At 65.0% G+C, this 19,771-nt stretch carries 18 protein-coding genes; 8 read left to right on the top strand and 10 right to left on the bottom strand.

Features of this window, described 5'->3' with window-relative positions:
* Positions 1-1,773: OmpA family protein (locus IVA79_RS21985; protein WP_247556532.1), on the top strand; the 1,773-nt coding region annotated here is incomplete at its 5' end.
* 63 nt (positions 1,774-1,836) lie between these two features.
* Here the strand turns inward: IVA79_RS21985 and IVA79_RS21980 are convergent.
* The 7 genes from IVA79_RS21980 to IVA79_RS21950 all read right to left on the bottom strand — a co-directional run bounded on the left by IVA79_RS21980 (position 1,837) and on the right by IVA79_RS21950 (position 9,665).
* Complete coding sequence (locus IVA79_RS21980) at positions 1,837-3,594, bottom strand: alkaline phosphatase (protein WP_247556529.1); 1,758 nt, start codon at positions 3,592-3,594, stop codon at positions 1,837-1,839.
* Between the two features lie 185 nt (positions 3,595-3,779).
* A complete protein-coding gene (argG, locus tag IVA79_RS21975) occupies positions 3,780-5,117 on the bottom strand; it encodes an argininosuccinate synthase (protein ID WP_247556527.1) in 1,338 nt (445 codons plus the stop codon).
* Between the two features lie 94 nt (positions 5,118-5,211).
* A complete protein-coding gene (locus IVA79_RS21970) occupies positions 5,212-5,988 on the bottom strand; it encodes a phosphatase PAP2 family protein (RefSeq protein WP_247556526.1) in 777 nt (258 codons plus the stop codon).
* 57 nt (positions 5,989-6,045) lie between these two features.
* Positions 6,046-6,540 (bottom strand): hypothetical protein, encoded by a 495-nt coding sequence (locus tag IVA79_RS21965; RefSeq protein WP_247556524.1) that lies wholly within the window; start codon positions 6,538-6,540, stop codon positions 6,046-6,048.
* A gap of 133 nt (positions 6,541-6,673) precedes the next feature.
* On the bottom strand, positions 6,674-7,876 hold the full coding sequence (gene rlmN, locus IVA79_RS21960) for a 23S rRNA (adenine(2503)-C(2))-methyltransferase RlmN (protein WP_247556521.1): 1,203 nt from the start codon (positions 7,874-7,876) through the stop codon (positions 6,674-6,676).
* Between the two features lie 188 nt (positions 7,877-8,064).
* Complete coding sequence (locus IVA79_RS21955) at positions 8,065-8,718, bottom strand: invasion associated locus B family protein (protein WP_247556518.1); 654 nt, start codon at positions 8,716-8,718, stop codon at positions 8,065-8,067.
* A gap of 107 nt (positions 8,719-8,825) precedes the next feature.
* On the bottom strand, positions 8,826-9,665 hold the full coding sequence (locus IVA79_RS21950; RefSeq protein ID WP_247556516.1) for an SDR family oxidoreductase: 840 nt from the start codon (positions 9,663-9,665) through the stop codon (positions 8,826-8,828).
* Positions 9,666-9,902: 237 nt separating this feature from the next.
* On the opposite strand from IVA79_RS21950, the gene IVA79_RS21945 reads away from it, so the two are divergent.
* The 3 genes from IVA79_RS21945 to IVA79_RS21935 all read left to right on the top strand — a co-directional run bounded on the left by IVA79_RS21945 (position 9,903) and on the right by IVA79_RS21935 (position 13,404).
* The gene (locus IVA79_RS21945) at positions 9,903-10,877 is read left to right on the top strand and encodes an NADPH:quinone oxidoreductase family protein (RefSeq protein ID WP_247556513.1); all 975 of its coding nucleotides are present in this window, start codon (positions 9,903-9,905) and stop codon (positions 10,875-10,877) included.
* Between the two features lie 481 nt (positions 10,878-11,358).
* The gene (locus IVA79_RS21940) at positions 11,359-12,219 is read left to right on the top strand and encodes a hypothetical protein (protein ID WP_247556511.1); all 861 of its coding nucleotides are present in this window, start codon (positions 11,359-11,361) and stop codon (positions 12,217-12,219) included.
* Between the two features lie 18 nt (positions 12,220-12,237).
* Positions 12,238-13,404 carry a TAXI family TRAP transporter solute-binding subunit gene (locus IVA79_RS21935; protein ID WP_247556509.1) on the top strand — a complete coding sequence of 389 codons (1,167 nt, stop codon included), beginning with the start codon at positions 12,238-12,240 and terminating at the stop codon, positions 13,402-13,404.
* A gap of 36 nt (positions 13,405-13,440) precedes the next feature.
* On the opposite strand, the gene IVA79_RS21930 is transcribed toward IVA79_RS21935, so the two are convergent.
* Positions 13,441-13,833 carry a YkvA family protein gene (locus IVA79_RS21930; RefSeq protein ID WP_247556507.1) on the bottom strand — a complete coding sequence of 131 codons (393 nt, stop codon included), beginning with the start codon at positions 13,831-13,833 and terminating at the stop codon, positions 13,441-13,443.
* A gap of 100 nt (positions 13,834-13,933) precedes the next feature.
* Positions 13,934-14,224 carry a 4a-hydroxytetrahydrobiopterin dehydratase gene (locus tag IVA79_RS21925; protein WP_247556505.1) on the bottom strand — a complete coding sequence of 97 codons (291 nt, stop codon included), beginning with the start codon at positions 14,222-14,224 and terminating at the stop codon, positions 13,934-13,936.
* A 152-nt stretch (positions 14,225-14,376) separates the two neighbouring features.
* Between IVA79_RS21925 and IVA79_RS21920 the strand changes: the two genes are divergently transcribed.
* From IVA79_RS21920 to IVA79_RS21910, 3 genes are all read left to right on the top strand, one after another.
* Positions 14,377-15,822: a TAXI family TRAP transporter solute-binding subunit gene (locus IVA79_RS21920; protein WP_247556504.1), complete on the top strand. Its 1,446-nt coding sequence runs from the start codon at positions 14,377-14,379 to the stop codon at positions 15,820-15,822.
* A gap of 168 nt (positions 15,823-15,990) precedes the next feature.
* Positions 15,991-17,532 carry an alkaline phosphatase D family protein gene (locus tag IVA79_RS21915; protein WP_247556502.1) on the top strand — a complete coding sequence of 514 codons (1,542 nt, stop codon included), beginning with the start codon at positions 15,991-15,993 and terminating at the stop codon, positions 17,530-17,532.
* 111 nt (positions 17,533-17,643) lie between these two features.
* Positions 17,644-18,396 carry a hypothetical protein gene (locus IVA79_RS21910; protein WP_247556500.1) on the top strand — a complete coding sequence of 251 codons (753 nt, stop codon included), beginning with the start codon at positions 17,644-17,646 and terminating at the stop codon, positions 18,394-18,396.
* Between the two features lie 3 nt (positions 18,397-18,399).
* Here IVA79_RS21910 and IVA79_RS21905 read toward each other — a convergent pair whose 3' ends face one another.
* Positions 18,400-18,780, bottom strand: coding sequence for a response regulator (locus IVA79_RS21905; RefSeq protein ID WP_247556497.1), 381 nt, complete (start codon positions 18,778-18,780; stop codon positions 18,400-18,402).
* A gap of 178 nt (positions 18,781-18,958) precedes the next feature.
* Between IVA79_RS21905 and IVA79_RS21900 the strand changes: the two genes are divergently transcribed.
* The gene (locus IVA79_RS21900) at positions 18,959-19,723 is read left to right on the top strand and encodes a helix-turn-helix domain-containing protein (protein ID WP_247556495.1); all 765 of its coding nucleotides are present in this window, start codon (positions 18,959-18,961) and stop codon (positions 19,721-19,723) included.
* The last annotated feature ends 48 nt before the right edge of the window (positions 19,724-19,771 follow it).

The following is a 19,771-nucleotide window of genomic DNA, read 5'->3' as shown; positions in this document are numbered from 1 at the left end:
CCGCCGCCGGCCGCCCCGAAGCAGCCTTCGCCGCCCCCGGCTGCGGCCCCGCAGCAACACGCTCCGACACCGCCGCCTGCGGCACGCCCGGCTCCCACGCCGCCAGCGCCGCCGCCGGCCGCTGCTCCGCAGCAGCACGCGCCGACCCCGCCGCCTGCAGCGCGCCCGACTCCGACGCCGCCGCCACCTCCGCCGCCTCCCGCAACGGGCCCTGCGGGACGGCCCGCGCCTGCGCCTACGGCAACGCCGCCTGCTCCGACCGCAGCGCCTCCGGCTCGTCCGGGCGCGCCTGCCCCGGCAGCCACGCCTGCACCCACGACGACACCTGCGCCGACCGCGACCCCAGCTCCGGGCAGCACGCCCGGTGCGCCGCCAGCCGGCCGTCCCGGTACACCTCCACCCGGCGCACGTCCCGGCGCAGCACCCGGTCCGACGGCTACGCCGGCCCCGGGTGGCGCCACCCCGACTCCGCCGCCCGGACGTCCCGGCACGGGCCCGGCACCGACGCCGGCCCCTGGCGCCGTGGCGCCGACACCTGGTCCTCAGGGTGGGACACCGCCAGCGGGCGCGCCTGCTGCCGGAGTTCCGCCTGCGTCACCGCAGGCTGGTGCCCCACCCCGACCGCCGGCGCCTCCCGCCGGCGCCGCAGCGCCGACCGTCGTCCATGGCACGCCGGCCGCGGCGCCGCCGCCGAACAGGGCGCAATACGCTCCGCCGACGGTTGCTCCGGCCTTCCGGGCCGCGCCGACGGTCGCAGCGCCCTTGCCGCCACCGCCGCGTCCGCAGCAGCGTGACCTGACGCCGCTCGCGGTCGGCGCCGGCGTGGTGGCCGGCGTCGTGGTCGGCGCGACCATCGCCGACCTCCACAACCAGCGGCGCGAGGTCGTCGAAGGCGGCCGCACCGTCTACACCGAGCCGGACCGCATCATCGTCCGCGATCCGGGCGGGCAGGCCTATGTCCGCGGCAACGATCTCTATCGCTTCCGCTATGGCGCCCGCGACATCCGCACCGACACGGTCGGCGGAGAAACCCGCACCGTCGTGGTGCGTCCTGATGGCAGCGAGATCATCACCGTGGTCGGCGCGGACGGTTCGCTGCGGCGGCGAATCCGCAGAGACCCCCGCGGGCAGGAACTCATCATCATCGACAACACCTACCGCGATCCGCGCGCGGTCGGCGGCTTCTATGTCGACGCGCCGCCGCCGGTCGTGAACATTCCCTACGATCGCTACATCGTCGACGCCCAGGAAGCGTCGCCGGACGTGATCTACCAGACCATGGTGGCACCGCCGGTGCAGCGGATCGATCGACGCTACTCGCTCGACGAAATCCGCTACAGCCCCAATGTTCGCATGCAGATGCCGAGCATCGACGTCAACACGATCAACTTCGAGACGGGATCGTGGACCATCCCGCCGGACCAGGCGGCCCGGCTGCAGGCGATCGCCGACGGTCTCAACCGTGCGATCCAGGCCAATCCACGCGCGGTGTTCCTGATCGAAGGCCATACCGACGCGGTCGGCAACGAGGTCGACAATCTGTCATTGTCGGATCGCCGTGCGCAGTCCGCGGCCGAATTGCTGACGCAGCAGTTTGGCGTGCCGGCGGAGAACCTGACCTCACAAGGCTATGGCGAGCAGTATCTGAAGGAGCAGACGCAAGGGCCGAGCCTGATCAACCGGCGCGTCACCGTGCGCAACATCACGCCGCTGCTCAACGGCGGGCAGGCCTCGCTGCCGCCGCCCCCGCCCGGCACCGCGCCGCCGCGGTAACGGCACACACAACGCAAATGGCCGGGAGCGATCCCGGCCATTTTTATTTGGAGCGCATCCCCATTACTGCGGAGCGGCCAGCCCAAGCGCGTCGACCATGACGCGAAAGACCTCGGTGTTGTCCATCGAGCCGTGCACGCGGTCGCTGCCCGGCCCTGTCGCCGTCACGATGACATCCTCGCCCGAATGCACGCTGGCGCCGATCATCGCCGACAGATTGCCGGGGCGGAGCACCGCGCCGGGGACGTCCTTGTATTTGTCGTTGGCTTTGAAGGTCCCATCGCCGCCGGCCTTGACGGTCGGCTCATTGGGATTGTCGAGCTTCGGGCGGAAGGTCTCGTAATGGTCCGGCAGACTGGCCGAGAAGATGGCGAGGCGCCGGCTGACGTCGACCCGCGCCGGATAACCTTCCGCATCCGGTGCCGGATAGTTGGGAAATCCGGCTTGATCGTAGACGCCGACGCGCTCGCGCAGCGGAGCGTTGGGCGTCGTGCCCATGTCGTCATTCACCGTGCCGACGAGACTGTTGGGGTGATTGTGGTCAGCGAGCACCAGGATGAGGGTGTCGTCGCCGCGCGCCTGCGCCCATTCACGCGTCTGGCGCACCGCGTTGTCGAGCATGATCGTGTCGTAGACGGCCCGCTCCATGTCGAGCAGATGCGCGTATTTGTCGATCATGCCGGATTCGACCATCAGGAAGAAACCGGCCTCATTCCGCGACAACAGCTTGAGCGCGGCCTGCACCTGCTCGGTCAGGTCGGGTTGCTCGGGGAATTTCTTGACGCCGCCACCCTTCAGGAATTTGCGGTCCAGCGCCCCGTCCATGTTGCCCGCGGCGAACAGGCCGAGCAGCTTGCCCGTCTCCGGCTTTGACGAGAGAGCACCGAGCTCACTTGCGGTGGTCGCCACCTGATAGCCTGCATCGCGAAACTTCGCGATGTAATCGGTCTCGTCCTTGCGTTTCGAGCTGGCAGCCGACCTCGGCATGAAGTTCGCGCTGCCGCCGCCCATCAGCACATCCGGCTTCGCCGCAAAGAACTGCTCGACGATCTCGTCATAGGCCGCGCGACGGCGCGTGTGCGCGATCATTGCCGCCGGCGTCGCGTCTTCGATCTCGGTGTTGGTGACGACACCGATCGCCATGCCGAGCTGCCTCCTGGCGAGGCTCGTGATGGTTTCGACCCGGGGATCGTCGAACGGGCTTGCGGATCGATCCGCATAAACGCCCAGGGCGTTGACGGCGCTCTTGTGCCCGGTCGCATAGGCGCTGGCCGAATTCGCGGAGTCGGTGATGATGGAGTCCGAGCCTGCGGTCGCCACCAGCGCCATATGAGGCATGTCGTCCATGGCGAGCTTGCCGCGGCTCTTGCCCTCCGAAATGCCCTTGGACAGGATGCGGGCTGCGACCCGATGTGCCGGCGACATGCCGTCACCGATGAACAGGATGACGTTCTTGGCCTTGCGCGGACCCGTGTCATAGACCGTCCATGTGACGCTGCGCTGGTGCGTGCCGTCGCTCACGTCCACGGTCACGCTGCCCGGATTGGTCAGCGTGACGTCGCGCAGGACCAGGGCCGACTGATCCTTGCCGTCCTCGCGGTCGGTGAAGGTCCCGGAACGGCCGAACGCGGTCGCATAATCCGCGCCATTCACCGTGATCTTCAACTTGGCAGGATAAACCAGTCCGGGGAGTTCAACCTTGAAGTCGAATAGGGCGCCGGCCAGGATCTCGGCACGATCGATCGGATAGATCGTCTGCGCCGAAAGGGATGATGTCCAACAGAGGACAATGAGAGAAGCGAGTACCGATTTCCTGACCATGCGCGATGCTCCGCAATCCCGTTTCGACAGGAAGCGTAGCGATCGAGAATGACACCGTCATTAAGCTCGTAGCCGTATTGGCTCTACGAGCAATCGTAGGGTGGGCAAAGGCGCGCGAGCGCTGTGCCCACGCGATCGAGAGATGGTGGGCACGGCGCAAGGGCGCCTTTGCCCACCCCACGGCCTCAGCCCTTGTCGCTCTCGAGCCGGAAGATCTGCGAGCCTTCGCTGCCCGAGAGCAGGCCGGTGTCGCTGTAGAGCTTCAGCTTGGTGCGGGTGTCGGCGATGTCGAGATTACGCATGGTGAGCTGGCCGATGCGGTCGGCCGGCGTGAAGGCGGCATCCTCGACCTTCTCCATGCTGAGCCTTTCAGGCGCATAGGTGAGGTTCGGGCTTTCGGTGTTGAGGATCGAATAATCGTTGCCACGACGCAGCTCGAGCGTGACCTCGCCGGTGACGGCGCGTGCGACCCAGCGCTGCGCGGTCTCGCGCAGCATCAGGGCCTGCGAGTCGAACCAGCGGCCCTGATAGAGCAGGCGTCCCAAGCGCATGCCGCTGATGCGGTACTGCTCGATGGTGTCCTCGTTGTGGATGCCCGTGACGAGGCGCTCATAGGCGATGTGGAGGAGCGCCATGCCCGGCGCTTCATAGATGCCGCGGCTCTTGGCCTCGATAATGCGGTTCTCGATCTGGTCGCTCATGCCGAGGCCGTGCCGGCCGCCGATCACATTGGCTTCCAGGAACAGCGCGACGGGATCAGAGAAGGTCTGGCCGTTGAGCGCCATGGGCTGACCTTCCTCGAACCGCACCACGACCTTCTCGGCCTTGACGGCGCAGTCGTCGCGCCAGAACGGCACGCCCATGATCGGGTTGACGATCTTGATGCCGCTGTCGAGGCTTTCGAGATCCTTGGCCTCGTGCGTGGCGCCGAGCAGATTGCTGTCGGTCGAATACGCCTTCTCGGCGCTCATCTTGTAGGCAAAGCCCTGCGCGGTCATGAACGCCGACATTTCGGCGCGGCCGCCGAGCTCGTCGATGAACTGCTGGTCGAGCCAGGGCTTGTAGATCTTCAGACCCGGATTGGTGAGCAGGCCGTAGCGGTAGAAGCGTTCGATGTCGTTGCCCTTGAAAGTCGAGCCGTCGCCCCAGATGTTGACGCCGTCCTCCTTCATCGCCGCGACCAGCATCGTGCCGGTGACGGCGCGGCCGAGCGGCGTGGTGTTGAAATATGTGATGCCGCCGGTCGAGATGTGGAAGGCGCCGGACTGGATTGCGGCGATGCCTTCATGGACGAGCTGCGTGCGGCAATCGACAAGGCGGGCCTTCTCGGCGCCGAACTCCGTCGCCTTGCGCGGGATCTCGTTGTAGTCGGCCTCATCGGGCTGGCCGAGATTGGCGGTGTAGGCGTAGCAGCGCGCGCCCTTCTGCTTCATCCAGAGCAGCGCCGCCGAGGTGTCGAGGCCGCCCGAAAAAGCGATGCCGACTTTCTCACCCTTGGGCAGGCTTTTCAGGATCGTGGTCATGGCGCTTCCAATCGGGTCTCAAGGGGCTGATAAAGGTTTCGAACTTGACCGCGCGAATATCAAATTTCGCGAGCGTCGGCACGCATTTAATGGCTCAAACCGAGGGCTCGGGACCTGTCTTGCGGCCGAACAGGCGCTGGCGAAGCCGGTAGGCGGGCATGTTCAGCCGGGTCAGGGCGGCATCGACCGCCTCGTCCGAAAACCGCGTCCGCGGCCAGCGGTAAATCAGCGCGTAGGCAAACCAGATCACGACGAAGGTGACGAGGCCGGCAATCGAGACATCGGTAAAGAAGTGCCCGCCGAAGGCCATGCGCAGGGCGCTGGTGACGGCGCCAAAGATGACGGCTCCGGCATAGGCGAGCGGCCGCCACGCCGGCGGGGCGAGCGCGGCCGGTGCCAGCGTCCAGAACGCGGTCGCGCCCTCGCCCGAGAAGAACGAGCAGTTGCGCGCGCAGCCGCCGCGCGGATCCCACCACGGCACGAATTGCTGGTCGCCGGCGAACTCCGTCACCACCACCGGCCGTGGCCGGCCCCAATAGGTCTTGAAGGTGAGGTTGGTGAGAATGCCGGCCGACAGGATGATCGTGACCAGCAGGAAAACAATCGCGCGCCCCGACACCATCAAGGGACGGTCGGGCCGGATCATCTTGACCACGAGCGCCACAAGCGAGGGCATCACGAATGCCCAGGCAACCCACATCGCAGCATCACGCGCAAAGCCCGCCCAGTCGTTCAGCTTGAGCGGGAAGGATTTGGTCTGGGGATCGAAGAACAGCGACGCGAGCTTGAGATCGAGCTCGGGATAGAGGCCGAAAACGACGCCGATCACGAGCCACAGCGCCAGGCCGATGAAGAGTCCGGTACGGTTCATGGCCCGCGGTTTAGCGGAGTGGGGAGGAGATGGAAACCCCGGGCGGAGGCAACAATGTCACCGCGCATCGGGCCGCGAATTGGACGGCAGCGGCGGAGGCGGCCTGCGCGGAGGTAGCGGCTCGCGCCAGGCGCCGGCGTTGCGGCCGGCGATCAGCCAGTAGACCGCGCCGGCAACGATGCCTGCGCCCGTCATGATCTCCAGATGGCGGCGCACGATCCCCTCGAACTGGAACGTGTCAGAGTGAAATGGAACGAGGCCGAGATAGCAGGCCAGCCCGACGAGACCTCCACCGACGGCGTAAGCAAGCGCGCTGCGGATGTAGAGCGCTTCAGTGACCGCGACGATCACCGCCGCCGGAACCAGCGCAAAGCCCGAGACGAAGATGAAGCCGAAACCGAGCAGGATATCGATCGTGCCCTGATCGACGGGACCGGCGCCGAGATCGGCGAACTCCGGAAACAGCAGTGCCATGACGACGATCATGCCGCCGACGAAGCAGGCGGCGAGAAAGCCGATGAAGATGACGATGATGCGGCCGATCAGGGACATGAAAGAAATGCCGACTCCAGCGTCATTGCGAGGAGCGCAGCGACGAAGCAATCCAGACTGCCGTCGCGGAAAGATTCTGGATTGCTTCGCTGCGCTCGCAATGACGAAGCGGCGAAAGCACGAACACGCATCCTCAATCCGTCATCGCCATGGCGCGCAGCGCCTGGCGCTCCCTGGCCGAGAGCTTTTCGGTCTCCGACTTGAGCTGGCCGCAGGCGGCGAGGATGTCGCGGCCGCGCGGGGTGCGCACCGGCGAGGAATAGCCGGCGTTGAAGATGTATTCGGAGAATTTTTCGATCTGATCCCAGTCCGAACATTCATAGGCCGTGCCGGGCCAGGGGTTGAACGGGATCAGATTGATCTTGGCCGGAATGCCCTTGAGCAGCTTCACCAGCAGTTTCGCATCGTCGAGCGAATCGTTGACGCCCTTGAGCATCACATATTCGAAGGTGATGCGGCGCGCATTGGATGCGCCGGGATAGTCGCGGCAGGCCTGCAACAGCTCCTTGATCGGAAATTTGCGGTTGAGCGGCACCAGCTCGTTGCGCAGCTCGTCGCGCACGGCATGCAGCGAGATCGCCAGCATGACGCCGATCTCGTCGCCGGCGCGCACGATGTTCGGCACCACACCCGAGGTCGACAGCGTGATGCGGCGGCGGGAGATGCCGATGCCTTCATTGTCGCCGACGATGAGCAGCGCATCGCGCACCGCGTCGAAATTGTAGAGCGGCTCGCCCATGCCCATCATCACGATGTTGGTGACGCGACGCGTGCCGTCCTCGCGATCGGCCCAGTCATTCAGGCGATCCCGCGCCACCATCACCTGTCCGACGATCTCGCCGGCGGTGAGATTGCGCACGAGGCGCTGCGTGCCGGTGTGGCAGAAGGAGCAATTCAGCGTGCAACCGACCTGGGAGGAGACGCAGAGCGTGCCGCGATCGGTCTCGGGAATGTAGACGCACTCGACTTCGTGCGCCTTCTGAAGATTGTCACCGCTCGGCAGACGGAGCAGCCATTTGCGGGTGCCGTCGTTGGAGATCTGCTCGGCCACGACTTCGGGCCGGTCGACGGTGAAGTGCTGCGCGAGCTCGGCGCGAATGCCCTTCGAGATCGAGGTCATATCGTCGAAACTCTGGGCGCCGCGGAAATACAGCCAGTGCCATAGCTGCTGCACCCGCATCTTGCGCTGCGCCGGCGCGACGCCGATCTCGCCGAGGCGATCGGCAAGCTCGGTGCGCGACAGACCGATCAGCGACGGTTTTGCCGGCGGCACATAGGTTTCGAGTGGAGTCTTCTCCACGAGGATTGCGTTGTGCGGCTCGGCAGTCGGTTGCATCGAATGGACCTAGGGATCAGTACTGTCTCAATTCGTCATGCCCGGGCCTGTCCCGGGCATCCACGTCTTTCTTGCATCGCGGCTACGCGGTGGATGGCCGGGTCAAGCCCGGCCATGACGACCGAAATTATGGAACACGCCCTATATAGCAATCAGAACCGCCGATTGCGACCTTATCGCCCGCAGTCTTAACGCCGGCAATCCTGGGCGATCTTGTCCAGCGCCTGGGCAAGGCCCTTCAGCGAGAACGTGTCGGTCGTCTCGGTGCCCTTGGCCGAGACGCCCTTGACCACGAGGTCGGCGGATTTGCGCATGGCCTCGACCATCCGCTCCTCCTCGGCCGCGTTCTTGATCCAGAGGCCGTCGCCTTGCGTGTACATCGCGAAGGCGGCGCCGCCGACCTCGACCGACGATTCCGAGCCCGGCTTCAGCGCGTAGCCGATCATGACCGAGACTTCGTTGTTGACCTTTTCCGCCGGCCGGGTCGAGACGAAGGCATAGGCGGGATCGCGCGGCCGATTCGGCGGGTTGGTCTTCGACGACGAGGGTTTTGCCAGCGCGAAACAGACCTTCTTGCCGTTGGGCGTCGCCGAATAGGCGCCCCAGGTGCCGAACTGGCCGATCAGGGTCGGCTCCGCTCCGCCCGCAACCGCCGCGGGCGGGGCTGCCGGCTTGCTCTCGGGCTTTGCAGTCGACTTCGCGGTCGTAGGGGCCGCAGGCGCAGCCGGTTTGGGGGCAGGTGCATTCTTCGGCGCCGGTTGCGCCGTCTGCGCCCGCGCGGAATCGGCGATACCCCCGGCGGTAACACCAGTCATCAAAGCTAAAATCAGCACCCGCCACATGCTGGAGTGGTTCCCTCAATATTGTGACTGGAAGATGGCCCGGCCGCGCTTTGTCCCCGTGGCAGGGATAGCCGGGAAAGTCCAATTTGGGAAGGCAGTTAGCGGTATCAGCCTTTGGATCGCGCGGCGCGCTGGGCGGCCCATTGCGCATCGGTCCAACCGAGCAAATCCTCGGCGCCGGAACTGCGCAAATGCGCGCCACCGTCGATGACGACCATCTCGCCATTGATGTAACCGGCGCGGTCCGAGACCAGGAAGCTGGCGAGATCGGCAAGCTCGCTGTGCTCGCCGGTGCGCCCAAGCGGGTTGCGCGCGGTCCAGCCTTCGTCACGGCCTTCGGGGCGGAGCTGCCCCGACGCCCCCGCCGTCGGGAACGGACCCGGCGCGATGGCGACGGTGCGGATGCCTTTCGGCCCCCATTCCACGGCAAGACTTTTGGTCATCGCCAGCAGCGCCGATTTCGCCATCGCCGACGGCACGGTGAAGGCGCGGCCGGTGATGGTCGAGGTCGAGAGGATCGAGAGCACGACGCCGCCATGCTTGGCCGCGATCCAACGCCTGCCGGCACCGAGCGTGCAGTACATCGCGCCATGCAGCGTCGGCGCCAGGATCGCATCCGCGGCGCGGAACGACAGATGTTCGCTCTGCGCGATGAATGTGGCGGCAGCGTTGTTGACGAGGATATCGAGCGGCGCCTCACGCCAGATCTGATCCATCATGTCGTCGACCGCGAGGCCGTCGCGGATGTCGCAAGCGATGGTGGTGACCTTGCCGCCAGTCTCGTCACGCATCTCGGCTGCGGTGGCTTCAAGCCGGTCGAGCTTGCGGCCACAGATCACGAGCTCGGCGCCGAGGTTAAGGAAGCGACGGCCCATTGCGGCGCCAAGGCCCGAGCCGCCGCCGGTGACGAGGATGCGCTTGTCCCTGAGCAGGGTTGTTTCAAACATCGTTTGGATTCCTCGTTGCTTCCACACACTCCAGCCAAGCAATCCAGAATCCGTCTGGTGGAAATAGTCTGGATTGCTTCCGCCTTCGCCAAGGCTTCGGCGGACAAATCGCTGCGCTCGCAACGACGAGGATAGGGCGAACATTGCGTCCAGCAAAGAATCCGGATTGTCGCCCGTCCCTAAATCCGGCAAAACCGGGCCAACTATAATCCACTCGAAACGCGCCAAGGTGTTGCCATGAAAGCCATCCTCTGCTCGCAATATTGCCAGCCCGACGATCTCGTGCTGACCGAGGTGCCGGATCCGGTGGCCGGTCCCGGCGAAGCCGTGATTGCGATCAAGGCGGCGGCGCTGAACTTCTTCGACATCCTGATGATCCAGGGCAAATACCAGATCAAGCCGCCGTTCCCGTTCTCGCCGGCCGCGGAAGTCGCGGGTGTGATCGAGAGCATCGGCTCCGGCGTGACTGATCTGAAAGTCGGCGATCGCGTCGTCGCGTCCTGCGGCCACAACGGCGCGCGCGAAAAGATCGCGCTGCCCGCGGCTTCGATCGTGAAGATCCCCGACAATCTCGACTACGACCGCGCCGCCGGCATCATCATCATCTACGGCACCGCGCTGCATGCGCTGGAAGATCGCGCCAGCCCGAAGCCGGGCGAGACGCTCGCGGTGTTAGGTGCTGCCGGCGGCACCGGCCTTGCCGCCTGCGAGCTCGGCAAGCTGATGGGGTTGAAGGTGATCGCCTGCGCCTCGTCGGACGAGAAGCTCGAATTCGCGAAAGCGCATGGTGCCGAGCTGACGTTGAACTACGCCAAGGAAGATCTGAAGGAAGGTCTGCGCAAGCTCACCGGCGGCAAGGGCGTCGACATCATCTTCGATCCCGTGGGTGGTGCCTATGCCGAACAGGCGCTGCGCTCGATCGCGTGGGAAGGCCGCTTCCTCGTCATCGGCTTTGCCGCCGGCGACATTCCGAAGATGCCGCTGAACCTCGCGCTGCTGAAGGGCTGCGACATCCGCGGCGTGTTCTGGGGCGCATGGACCCGGGTCAACCCGGCCAAGAACCGCGCCAATCTCGAGAAGCTCGTGAAGTGGACCGCGGAGGGCAAGATCTCATCGCATGTCGATCGCACCTTCCCGCTGGCCCAGACCGCGGACGCACTGAAGGTGCTGGCGGGACGCCAGGCCATGGGCAAGGTGATTTTGCATCCGTGAGGATGCTGTGGCGATGCCGTCGCGCAAAGCACGCTCGCCACAGACTCAATCGTCATCGCCCGGCTTCGACCGGGCGATCCAGTATTCCAGAGACGCCAGTGATTTTGCCGAGAAGCCGCGGCGTACTCGTGCCGCGGTCCCGGCTCCGCCAAGGCTACGCCGAGGGCCAGAGAGTTACTCAGCCCGCCGAAGCTTTAGCTAACCCGGTCAAGCCTGAGCATGACAGCTGAGGTCATCGCACCCGGTTCGCACGCCGGCGCTTGGTAAGATATCCTCAACCACCGCGGGCAAGATTGCGGTGCATTCCACAACCTAGTCCAAATCAAACCCAAAAATTTCCCGATTCGCTCCAATCGTCGTCGCTTTTTGGACTGATTCAAATTGCGATTTACCGGCTCCAGTTTGCAGGGCGCTCCTGGACAACAACAAAAACACTGAAACCGGTATGCCCCGCGTTGTTCAGTCCAGGGGGAGCATCACCATGGAGACGACGGCCTTCCGTCCGTCCAGGGAGTCGAGGGCGCTCGACTCCCAACAAGCCGCATCACATCCGCCCGTCGCGTCCTATATTCGTGCGCGTGCTGCACAGTTCGATCTTTCTCCAGACGATCCAATTCCACTATTCCTGTCCGATCCGCTGGGTGCGCCGGACCCGGGCGAATATACGCCGCTGGAGTTGCGTCCCCGGGGCAGAATTGTCCCGCGTGTTCTTGCGGGCGTTCTCGCCGCCGTTCTCGTGGCATCCACTCTGGCAATTCTGGCCGCGCTGTTTCAGTCCGATCTTCGCGGCATCTTCGCCGCCGATGCCGGTGGCTCGGCGGGCGTCGCGCTGGACCAGGCGATGGCGTCGGCCAACGCGCCGGCCGTACCGCAGACCCCGCGCAAGGATCCGGCACGCGTGACCGATGCAAGGCTGGCGAGCGCCAACGCGCAGGATCTCCCTGCACCGTCAACGCCGAGCCGGGAAGCGATCGCGACCGCTTATCAGACCGCGCTGCAAGCCCAGACGCCTGCGCCGCTGCCGGCGCCGACACCGCCGGCGCCCGCTCCAGCTGCCAGGACGCTCGACGCCGACACGCTGGCCGGGCTGATGGCGCGGGCGAAGAGCCTGTTGACGGTCGGCGATATCGTTGCGGCGCGCCTGCTGCTCGAGCGCGCGGCGAATGCAGAGGATGCGACGGCGGCGTTCCTGCTGGCGCAGACCTATGACCCCGCCGTGCTGGGCACCAGCGACGCGCGGCGCATCGCCGCCGACGCGATCGCCGCGCGCGATTGGTACCGGAAAGCCGCGGCACTCGGATCGGCGGAGGCGCGGCAACGCCTCGCCCAGCTTCAGAACTAGAACGCTTCAGGAGACATCATGCGTCACGTTTTGGGAATGGCGCTTGCCGCCATCATGACCATCTGTGCCTTCGCGGCACGCGCCGAACAGACCGAATACGATCCGGCCAAGGTCTCTGACGGCCTGAAGGCCATCTTCCAGTTCGGTTCGACCTCGACCAAGCAGGCGCTGAACGCCAACACCGTCACGCTGATCACCGGCACGATCGGCGGCACTTATGTGCAATTCGGCGCCGACCTCGCCTCGGTGCTCGACGACGGCAACAAGATCCGCGTGCTTCCAATCGTCGGCCGCGGTTCGGTGCAGAGCGTTGCCGACATCCTGTTCCTGCAAGGCGTCGATTTCGGAATCGTGCGCGCCGACACGCTCGACTATCTCGAACGCAAGGGCTTTGCCAAGGACATCAAGAAGCAATTCACCTATGTAACCAAGCTCTACAACGAAGAGATGCAGGTGATCGCACCGAAATCGGTCGCGACCCTGAAGGGTCTCGAAGGCAAGACTGTGAGCGTGGACCTGCCCAATGGCGGCACCTTCGTCACCGCGCTCACCGTGTTCGAACGGCTCGGGATCAAGGCGAAGTTCGTCTATGTCGAGCAGCGCATCGCGATGGAGAAGCTGAAGGCCGGCGAGATCGACGCCGTCGTCGTGGTCGGCGGCAAGCCGTACAAGTCGGTCTCGACCTTCGGTAATGACGGCCGCTTTCATCTTGCGAAAGTTGATTATGCAAAGCCGCTTCAGAGCGACTACCTGCCGGCGACACTGACCGCCAAGGACTATCCGAACCTGATCAAGGACGGCGAGAACGTGGACACGATCGCGGTGCCTGCGGTGCTCGCGGCTTATAATTGGTCGCCCAATACCGAGCGCTATCGCAAGCTCGCGCTGTTCGTGGACGCGTTCTTCACGAAATTCCCCGCGCTGCAAAATCCGCCCTTCCATCCCAAGTGGAAGGAGGTCTCGCTCGCAGCCCCCCTGTCAGGCTGGAACAGATTGCCGGTGGCGCAGCAATGGCTCGACAAACACGGCGTCGAGCCGGTGACACGGCAGCGCTTCGAGGCGTTTTTGAAGCAGAGCCCGGCGGCGGCGCAGGTGTCCGACGCGGACAAGGAAACGCTGTTCAGGCAATTCCAGGCATGGGACGCTGAGAAGGCGCGGGCACAGGCGGGCGTAGAGAAGAAATGAAGGCCGTCATTGCGAGGAGCAAAGCGACGAAGGCGGTCAGACTGCCTCCTCCGCCGCTTCCGCCTCATCCACCCCGCGCTTCAGCGCGGCGCGGGCGGCCTCGCGATGCTCGGTCGTGATATGGCCGGCAACCATGCGGATGGCGGTGGCGAGCACGGCGGCGTCATCGGCGAAGCCGAGGATCGGCATCACGTCCGCGACGAAGTCGAACGGCAGGATGAAGTAAGCGATCGCACCTAATAGCGAGGCCTGGACGTGGCGCGGCGTCTGCCGATCGAACGCGCAGTAATAGGCAGCAAGCAAATCTTCCGCGAACGGCAGATGCGCGGCGACACGCTTCAGCTTGCGCCAGAAGCGGCGGCGCACGCTCTCGCGGTCCTCCGCGAGCCGATCGGCGGGCTCGAAACCGACGCTGTGTTCGGCGGCCATGTTCAATGAACTCCCCGTTCAGCCCGGAAGGGCAGATCGCCACATCCTGGCTGATCACAAGATGGGGATGTGGCCGATCCCTGCAAGACGCCGGCCGGCCTCAGCCGGCGATCGCGTTCATCGTCTTGGCCAGCGCGACGTCAAGCGCCGTGACGCCGCCGGCGTCATGGGTTGACAGCACCACCTCCACCGTCTTGTAGACGTTGCGCCATTCGGGGTGGTGATCCATCTTCTCGGCGGTCAGCGCGGCGCGGGTCATGAAGCCGAACGCCTCGTTGAAATCCTTGAAGATAAAGGTTTTCCCGATGGCATCCCGGCCCTGAACCTCGCTCCAGCCGGGTAGTCCGCCGAGCGCCTGCTTGCGCGCCTCCGCCGAGAGCCGTTCTGCCATGGTCATCTCCGTCCTTCAGGGGAACTTTACCCTAACACCGTGCGTACGGCCCGGGTTCATACGGGATTTCCGCCATCCGCTAACCATGACGGAGATGTAACCCCGCCGGACAAGAAATTTGCTACAATTGCGGGCGTAAATCGCCGGCCAAGATGAAACTGAGCCTCAAGCGCCTGTTTGGGAGATCGATGACCGGGGGATTGGACCTGGCCGAAACGCCCCCTCCGCCTTCGCCGCGATCCGCGGCGCGGAAGACGGCGCTGGTGACTCTTGCACTCGTGCTTGCAATCGTCGGCGCGCTCGCCGGCGGCTATTACTTCGCGATGCGGCCGGTGACGCTGAAGATCGCGGTCGGCCCCGCCAACAGCGACGACGTCAAGGTCGTGCAGACTTTGACTCAGGCCTTCACCCAGACCAAGGGCCAGGTGCGGCTGCGGCCGATCCAGACCGACGGTGCCGCGGCCAGCGCGAATGCGCTCGCGGAAGGCAAGGTCGATCTCGCCATCGTGCGCGGCGACCTCGATGTACCCAAGACCGCGCAAGCGGTCGCGACCCTGCGCAAGAACGTCGTGGCGCTGTGGTCCGTCCCCGGCAAAGGCAAGAAGCGTGGCGCGAAGATCACCAAGATCTCGCAGCTCGCCGGCCATCGCGTCGGCGTGGTCGGCCGCACCCAGGCCAACGTCAATCTGCTCAAGGTGATCCTGCAGCAATACGGCGTCGATCCGACCAAGGTCGAGATCGTGCAATTCCCGGCCAACGAAGTCGCCGAGGCGATCAAGGGCCAGAAAGCCGACGTCTATCTCGCGGCCGGCCCCGTCAACAGCAAGATCACGGCGGATGCGATCGCCGCCACCACCAAGGATTTCGGCGCGCCCAGCTTCATCGCGATCGATTCGGCGGATGCGATCGCGCAGAACCATCCGGTCTACGAAGCGTCCGAGATTCCCGCCGGCACCTATGGTGGCTCGCCCGCCCGCCCGGAGGACGAGGTCAAGACCATCAGCTTCTCGCACCACATCGTGGCGCGCAAAGGCGTCTCCGAAACCACCATCGCGGCGTTCACGCGCCAGCTCTTCGCCGTGCGCCAGCAATTGGTGACGGAATTCCCGCTCGCGGCGAAGATCGAAACGCCCGACACCGACAAGGATGCGGTGATCCCGGTGCATCCGGGCGCGGCCGCCTTTGTCGACGGCGAGGAAAAGACCTTCCTCGACAAATACAGCGATTACATCTGGTGGGGTCTGATGGCGCTTTCCGCCATGGGCTCGATCGGTGCCTGGTTCGCCGGCTATCTGAAGAAGGACGAGCGCGACAACAACAGCCATCTGCGCGAACGCCTGCTCGACATGATCGCGACTGCCCGCAAGTGCGAGACGACCGAAGAGCTCGACCAGATGCAGGCCGAGGCCGACCAGATCCTGCGCGATACGCTGCGCTGCTTCGATCACGGCGCGATCGAGGAGGGCTCCCTCACTGCATTCAACATCGCGCTGGATCAGTTCCACGCCGCGGTCGCCGACCGCAAGGCGGTGCTGATCAGCCTGCCGCAGAACTTGCAGCGCGCCGGCGCGCAGTTCAGGGCCGCCGGCAACGCGTGAGCGCTTGTCCGCGTAATCGCTGCGTCACATTGCCTCACTATAGCTTCTCCTGTCTTTCCGGGGCGATGCGTCGGCATCGAACCCGGAATCTCGATATTCCGGGTCTGGTGCTGGCGCACCATCCCGGAATGACAGCGAAAGATGCGCCAGCCAGCGAACCCCCGCCCCATGAACATCAAATTCTCCCGCCGCCGCTTCCTCACCACAGGTGCCGGTGCGCTCGGCACGATCGCGATGCCTTATCTCTCACGCGCGGCCGATCGGCCGGCGGTCACGCATGGTGTCCAGTCGGGCGACGTCACGGGCAGTGGCGGCGTGGTATGGGCGCGCACCGACCGGCCCGCGCAGATGCTGGTCGAGGTTGCGACGACTGACACGTTCAGGGATGCCCGTGCGCTACCGCCGATCGCGGCGCTCCCCGAGAGCGACTTCACCGCTAAGATGCTCATCGAAGACCTGTCGGGCGGACAGGATATCTTTTACCGCGTCCGCTTCCGCGATCTCTCGCACAGCGCAATCGAGGGCGAAGCTGTCGCCGGCCGTTTCCGCACCGCGCCGGCCGATCGCCGCGATGTCAGCTTCGTCTGGGGCGGTGACGTTGCCGGCCAGGGCTGGGGCATCAACCCTGACGACGGCGGCATGTTCACCTTCTCGGCGATGCGCAAGCACCGGCCGGATTTCTTCCTGCATTCCGGCGACACCATCTATGCCGATGGCCCGATTGCCTCCGAGGTGAAGCTCGCCGACGGCAAGATCTGGAAGAACGTCACCATTCCCGAGAAGGCCAAGGTCGCCGAGACGCTGGACGAGTACCGCGCCGCGCACAAATACAATCTCACCGACGACAATCTCCGCACCTTCAATGCCGAGGTGCCGATCTTCGTGCAGTGGGACGATCACGAGGTGACCAACAATTGGTCGCTGTCGAAGGAGTTGCCGGCCGCCTACAAGGTGCGCGACATCGCGCTGCTCGCGGCCCGCGCAGGCCGCGCCTTCCACGAGATGTATCCGCTGCGCGAGAGCATCAATGAGCCCGGCCGGGTCTACCGCCAGATCTCCTACGGCCCGCATCTCGACGTGTTCATGCTCGACGAGCGCAGCTATCGCGGCCCGAACGGCCCCAATCTCGAAACCGCTTACGAGCCCGCCAGCTATTTCCTTGGCCCGGACCAGATCGCCTGGCTCAAGCGCGGCCTCGTCAATTCGCGCGCGACCTGGAAGGTGATCGCGTCAGACATGCCGATCGGCCTGATTGTCTCGGACACCCCGCAGGGCGGCTCAGAAGCCATTGCACAGGGCGATGGCCCGGTGCGCGGCCGCGAGTTCGAGATCGCCGACATCCTGCGCTTCATCAAGATGGCGCCGATCAACAATACGGTGTGGCTGACCGCCGACGTGCACTATGCCGCCGCGCACTACTACGATCCGAACAAGGCGCAATTCCAGGAGTTCGAGCCGTTCTGGGAATTCGTCGCGGGCCCGCTGCATGCCGGCACGTTCGGTCCGAACGCGCTCGACAACACCTTCGGACCCGAGGTGCGCTTCGTCAAGGCGCCGGGCAAGGACAGCCAGAACCTGCCGCCGTCCGCAGGCATGCAATTCTTCGGTCACGTCAAGATCGACGGCGCGTCCGGCCAGATGATTGTGACCTTGCGCGACCGCGCCGACGTCGCGCTGTGGTCGACCACGCTCGATCCCAAGCCTGCGTGACCCAGCTCGCAGCCTGACGGCTGTGAACCATCCGGCCGGCCCGAACGACCATTGCAGGCCCGTGCATTTTCACGGGCCTGATGCCGTCCGGACCATTTTCGAGTTGAATCCATGCTGTTCAGCCGCCGAACCGTCGTCATCGTCCTGCTGCTGTGCGCGGCCTCGCCCACATCGGCGCAGCCCCAAAAGCAGACCCAAAGACAGGCTCAAGAGCAAACCAAGGACAAGGCCACGCGGGTGCGCGAGGCGTTCGCATCGCCTTACGGCAAGGCCCTGACCGCCGAGCTCGGCAAGTCGCTCCGCGCGGGCGCCGATCCCGTATGCCTGACGGACAAGGGGCTGGCCGCCGACCAGCTCGAGCCGCGCGGCCGCGATATCGTCATGACATGGGGCACGCGCATGCTGGAAAGCGCATTCGCACGCAGCGAGCGGCAAATCGCGGACAACCCGTTCGCCGGCGCGGCCGAGCTGGAAAGCCTGAAGAGCAATGCGGATGTGAAGCGCTATCTGGCGATGGAAGAGCCGCTACGCCAGGCCAAGCTCCTGGATCTGATCTTCGAGCATTTCGACCGCTACAATCTGATCAGCCGCGTGAAGCTCAGAGCGGTGTCTCCGTCTGACACCGGCAACGAGGCTCTGCTCCGTCTCAATCCAATCGACACCACGGAGGAGAAGCTGGACGAATTCGCCGGCAAGAGCCGGTCGAAGGCGCTGAGACGCTTCCTGCAATTGTCGGAGGAGGCAGGAATTGCGCAAGTCGAGGAGATCAAGAAGCTCGCATCACCACTGCCGCCGCTTCCGTACACCTACTTCAAGGGCGTTGAGAACGACCTCGCCGAGCTCTGCATCCGCTCCGGCACTTAGCCCTCAGGCGCCGCGCGTGCGTAACGCCGCCTCCAGCGCGTCACTCGAACACGGCTTCTGCAACCGCGGCTGACCGGAGAATTCGGGCGGAATACGCACCTCGGCGCCATAGCCGGTGACGAAGACGAACGGGATCTTCAGCGCGAGCAGCCGCTCGGCGACCGCAAAGCTGGTCTCGCGGATCAGCTCGACGTCAAGCAGCGCGAAATCGGGGGCGCGCTTGCCGATCGCGTCCAGCGCCTGCGCCACCGACCCGACGGTACGCACATGGCTCACACCAAATCCGAACAGGCGGTCCTCGAAATCGATCGCAATGATCGGATCGTCTTCCACGACCAGGACGTCGGCAGGACAGGATGAGCCATCGGAGAGTGCAGGTGCCATGATCGCATCTTGAAGGGGGAGTTTTCTGATCAGGACAGCCGCGCCACGATGCCTGCGCCCAGCGCATCGAGGGGTTCCCGGAACGAAACCACCACATCACGGTTCTTCAGTCTGTCCACTTGTGCACACAGGAAATGAACGGAAACTCAGTATTGTGAGAGGAGCATGGGGGGTCGCGATGGATGCGCGTATCGGCAGTACAATTGAGGTCGACAGCCGGCCGGCCAACAATCTGTTACGGCGCCTGAACGCGACAGATTACGCACTGCTCGCACCTCACGTCGCCGTCGAGGACTGCGCGGCCAGCCAGCTGCTCTACAATCCCGGTGACAATGTTCAGGTCGTCCACTTCCCCTGCGGTCCCTCGCTCGCGACCTTTCTCGTCCCCAACGAGGACGGCCGCGACGTCGAAACCATCCTGGTCGGCCGTGAAGGCGCGGTGGGCGGCATCGTCAGCGAGGGATTCCTGCCGGCCTATACCCGGATCTGCGTGAAATTCGGCGGGCCGTTTGCGCGCATTCACGTCGCCAAGCTGGAAGCGGCCAAGCTGCGCTCGACGTCGCTGCGCAACATCTTTGCCCGCTATGCCGATTGCATGCTGGCGCAGATCTTCCAGTCGACCGCCTGCAACGCGATCCATTCGATCGAGCAGCGGACCGCCAAATGGATCCTGGCGGCGATGGAGCGGACCGGCGACGAGAGCAGCGTGCCGCTGACCCACGAACAGCTTGCGACGCTGCTCGGCGTTGGCCGCTCATATGCCAGCCGCGTGCTTCAATCGTTCAAGGCAGAACGGATTCTCGACACAAGGCGCGGATCGATTCTGGTACGCAGCCGCGACGGCCTGAGGCTTCGCGCCTGCCTGTGCAACGACGCGGTGAAACTGCACTTCGAGGAGGTGCTGCGCGGCGTCTATCCGACCGAGGAGCGGGAGGCGGGGTAGAGCGACCCGGCTCGCCCTGGGCTTGAAGAAGGAACGGGCGCACTATCC

Origin of the sequence: Bradyrhizobium sp. 138, assembly GCF_023074075.1 — a bacterium.
In the GTDB taxonomy this organism is placed as follows: Bacteria; Pseudomonadota; Alphaproteobacteria; order Rhizobiales; family Xanthobacteraceae; genus Bradyrhizobium.
The sequence above is the reverse complement of the archived record's forward strand: the minus strand, read 5'-3'. Positions and strand labels throughout refer to the sequence as shown.